3 protein-coding genes are annotated in these 3,787 nt (G+C 64.0%); all 3 read right to left on the reverse strand.

What is annotated here, in order from left to right:
* Positions 1-467, reverse strand: a 467-nt coding sequence (locus EOA60_RS23040; protein ID WP_206628203.1) for a gamma-glutamyltransferase, incomplete at its 3' end; no start/stop codon positions are given.
* Positions 468-690: 223 nt separating this feature from the next.
* Positions 691-1,983: an L-rhamnose catabolism isomerase gene (rhaI, locus tag EOA60_RS23045; RefSeq protein WP_095799399.1), complete on the reverse strand. Its 1,293-nt coding sequence runs from the start codon at positions 1,981-1,983 to the stop codon at positions 691-693.
* Positions 1,984-2,148: 165 nt separating this feature from the next.
* Positions 2,149-3,787 (reverse strand): bifunctional rhamnulose-1-phosphate aldolase/short-chain dehydrogenase (locus tag EOA60_RS23050; protein WP_128311948.1); only part of this gene is annotated, 1,639 nt, incomplete at its 5' end.

The raw sequence follows: 3,787 nt of genomic DNA on the forward strand, positions 1-3,787 counted from the left end.
TGTCTGGACAAGGTCCCGTATCTCTCGCGCGCCATCTCGAAGCCGGCCACCGAACCAGGCACGCCGACGGCGAGATAACCGTCGAGGCTGGCACCTTTGATCGGCTTGCCCTCCTTATCGAGATACATCGTCTTGGTCGCCGCAAGGGGCGCGCGCTCGCGGAAATCGATGAAGGTCGAACGGCCGTCCTTCAAGCGGATGGTCATGAAACCGCCGCCGCCGATATTGCCGGCATTCGGATAGACGACGGCCAGCGCATAGCCGACGGCGACCGCCGCATCGACGGCGTTGCCGCCCTTCTTCAGCACGTCGACGCCGACTTCGGTGGCGAGATGCTGGGCGGTCACCACCATGCCGTGCTCGCCCTTGGCGGGAGCCGGCGAAGCCGCAAAAACGGCGGCCGATGGTGTGAAGGCAACAGTGAGCGCAAAGCTGACGGCGATCAGCGTCCGGCGGGTGAGATGCATGGTGGGTCTCCAAGGCGGGGGGACACCCAGGAAAGACCGTTGGAGCGCGTTAGTCCAATAACAATTGGAGTAGCATTGGGCAGAGCCCCTCACCTGCCCCGAATTGCGAAGGGCAATTCGGGGCAGTCCGACCTCTTCCCGCGGGGGAAGGAGCTCGTCAGCGCCGACGCCAACCTCTTCTGCCTTGGGAGAAAGGCGGCCGCGAAGCGGCCGGATGAGGGTGTCAGACGATCCCGCCGCCACCGCCGGCGACGCCCGGCCGCTCCGCCGCGACCTTCGCCCGGTAGCCGGCCTCGCGATAGGCGGCGACTGGATCAATGGCGCCGCCGGTTCTCAGCCGCGCCATGGCGAGGATCGGCTCGACATCGGTGCGGTAGGCGGTCTTCAGCGTCTGCGTCGCCATCAGCGCGTCGTTCGCTTCCTGAAAACCGTCCAGCGCCTTGCGGTCGACCAGCAGCGCCTGCGCATAGGCGCGCTGCACCTCGACCGCGGACAGCATCAGGCTTTCGATCGGATCGGTGACGTTATGGCTCTGGTCGAGCATATGCGCGGGATGGAATCCCTTGGCACCCGAAAGCTCTGCATCGACCAGCTCGTTGAAGACCAAAAACAGCCGGTAAGGATCGATCGAACCGGCGTCGAGATCGTCGTCGCCATATTTGGAATCGTTGAAGTGGAAGCCGCCGAGCTTGCCGAATTGAATCAGCCGCGACACGATCATCTCGATGTTGACGTTGGGCGCGTGGTGGCCGAGGTCGACGAGGCAGAAGGCCTTGTCGCCGAGCTCCTTGGCGATGATGTAGTTCGTGCCCCAGTCCTGCACGACGGTCGAATAGAAGGCCGGCTCGTACATCTTGTGCTCGGTAAACAGCCGCCAGTCGTCCGGCAGGCCGGCGTAGATTTGCCGCATGGCGTCGAGATAGCGCTCGAAGGCCTTGGCGAAACTGACCTGGCCGGGGAAGTTCGAGCCGTCGCCGATCCATACCGTCAGCGCCTTCGACCCAAGCGTCCTGCCGATCTCGATGCATTCGAGATTGTGCTCGACCGCCTGGCGGCGCGTGCCGGCATCGGCGTGCGACAGCGAGCCGAATTTGTAGGAGAGCTTCTGGTCCTTCGCGTCGGAAAAGGTGTTGGAGTTCATCGCATCGAACCCGAGCCCGAAACGCGCCGCCGCCTGCTTCAGCCGGTTCGGATCGGCCTTGTCCCACGGGATATGCAGCGAGACGGTAGGCGTCGCTTGGGTCAGCTGGCTGATGACGGCGCAATCCTCGATCTTGTCGAAGATGTCGCGCGGCTCGCCGGGGCCGGGAAAACGGGCAAAGCGCGTGCCGCCGGTGCCGACGCCCCAGGACGGGATCGCGACGCCGAATTTTTCGACTTGGTCGCGGATCGCATCGATGGCGATGCCGCGCCGGTCGAGGCGCTCGCCGAGTGAGGCGTAGTCACGCTCGAGGGCGGGTTGGCGAGCTGAGTTGTGGTTGGCGACGAGGTCGGCTGAGATGATCTGTTTGGACATTCTGTCCCTCCCAAATATTCGTCGGCGCTGCCCCTCATCCGCCTACCGGCACCTTCTCCCCGTATAGTGACGGGGAGAAGGGACGCGCTCCAGCGCTGGCGCCCCCCTCTCCCCGTTCTTACGAGGAGAGGGTAAGGGTGAGGGGGCAGCGCTGGCTTTGACAATTTACCGCGTAAAGCTCTGCGCGTTGCCGGCGTCGACATTGACGATGTTGCCGGTCGACTTGGCCGACATGTCGGACGCGAAGAAGTAGATCGCTTCGGCGATATCTTCCGGAAATACCGAGCGTTTCAGCATCGAACGCGACCGGTAGTGCTCCTCGAGATCGTCGGTCGACATCTTGTAGGCGGCGGCGCGCTGTTCCTTCCATTCGCCGGTCCAGATCTTGGAGCCGCGCAGCACGGCGTCCGGATTGACGACGTTGACCCTGATCTGCGCCTCCGCACCCTCAAGCGCGAGACAGCGCGCGAGATGGATCTCGGCCGCCTTGGCCGTGCAGTAAGCGGCGGCGTTGGGCGAAGCGGCAAGGCCGTTCTTGGAGGCGACGAAGACGACATTGCCGCCGATCTTCTGCGCGCGGAACAGCCGGAAAGCCTCGCGCGAAACGAGGAAATAGCCGGTCGACAGGATGTCCATATTCTTGTTCCACAACGCCAGCGTCGTCTCCTCGATCGGCGCCGAGGAGGCCAGGCCGGCATTGGAAACGAGAATGTCGATGCCGCCGAACTCGACCGAAGTTTCGGCAAAGCCCGACGTGACCTGATCTTCCGAGGTCACGTCGATCCGCACCGGACGGACGAAGTCTTTGCCGTAGGCTTTCGACAGCTCTTCGTGAGCGCCGGCAAGCGCGGTCTCATCGATATCGGCCAGCACGACGCAGGCGCCTTCGCGCAGCAGGCGGCTGGCGGTGGCGCGGCCGATGCCGCCGGCACCGCCGGTGACCAGGGCGATCTGTCCCGCCAGCGCCTTCGGCTTCGGCAGGCGCTGGAGCTTGGCTTCTTCCAACTGCCAGTATTCGATGTCGAAGGCCTCCTGAGCCGGCAGGCCGACATAGGACGAGACCGTCGAGGCGCCGCGCATGACGTTGATGGCGTTGACGTAGAACTCGCCGGAGATGCGCGCCGTCGCCTTGTCGCCGGCGAAAGTGAACATGCCGACGCCCGGCATCAGATAGACGACCGCGTTCGGATCGCGGATGGCGGGCGAGTCCTTATGTTTGCAGCTGTCGTAGTAGGCCTGGTAGCCAACCCGATAGGCCGCAATGTCGTCGGCGAGGCGCGCGATGACGGCATCGACATCCGGCTTTGCCGGATCGAACTCGATCACCAATGGCCGGATCTTGGTGCGCAGGAAATGGTCCGGACAGGACGTGCCCAGGGCCGCCAGTGGGCGCAGGTCTTTCGAATTGACGAATTCGAGCACTGCCGGCTGGTCGTCGAAATGGCCGAGCTTATGGCTCTTTTCCGAGATCAGGCCGCGGATTCTCGGCATGAGTTTCGCGGCAATGGCACGCCGTGCCGGCGCCTCGAGCGCCTTCACCACCTCGCCGCCGAAGATCGCCTTGCCCTCGGATTTGCGCTCGAACCAGTCGATCGCCTGATTGATCACCGAAATCGTCGTTTCGTAGCATTCCTTCGGCGCGTCGCCCCAGGTGAACAGGCCGTGGCCTTCGAGAACCACTCCCTTGGCGCCAGGGTTGTCGCGGCAGAATTTCTCCAGCCACAGCCCAAGCTCGAAGCCCGGCCGCTTCCAGGGCAGCCAGCCGATGGCCTCGCCAAACACCTCTTTCGTGATCGCTCTGGAG

The sequence above is a fragment of the Mesorhizobium sp. M1A.F.Ca.IN.020.06.1.1 genome, from assembly GCF_004023265.1.
GTDB lineage: Bacteria > Pseudomonadota > Alphaproteobacteria > Rhizobiales > Rhizobiaceae > Mesorhizobium.

Bases quoted from the DNA above. Each gene is read 5' to 3' on its own strand.
- rhaI (WP_095799399.1), bottom strand. From the start codon at position 1,983: ATGTCCAAACAGATCATCTCAGCCGACCTCGTCGCCAACCACAACTCA.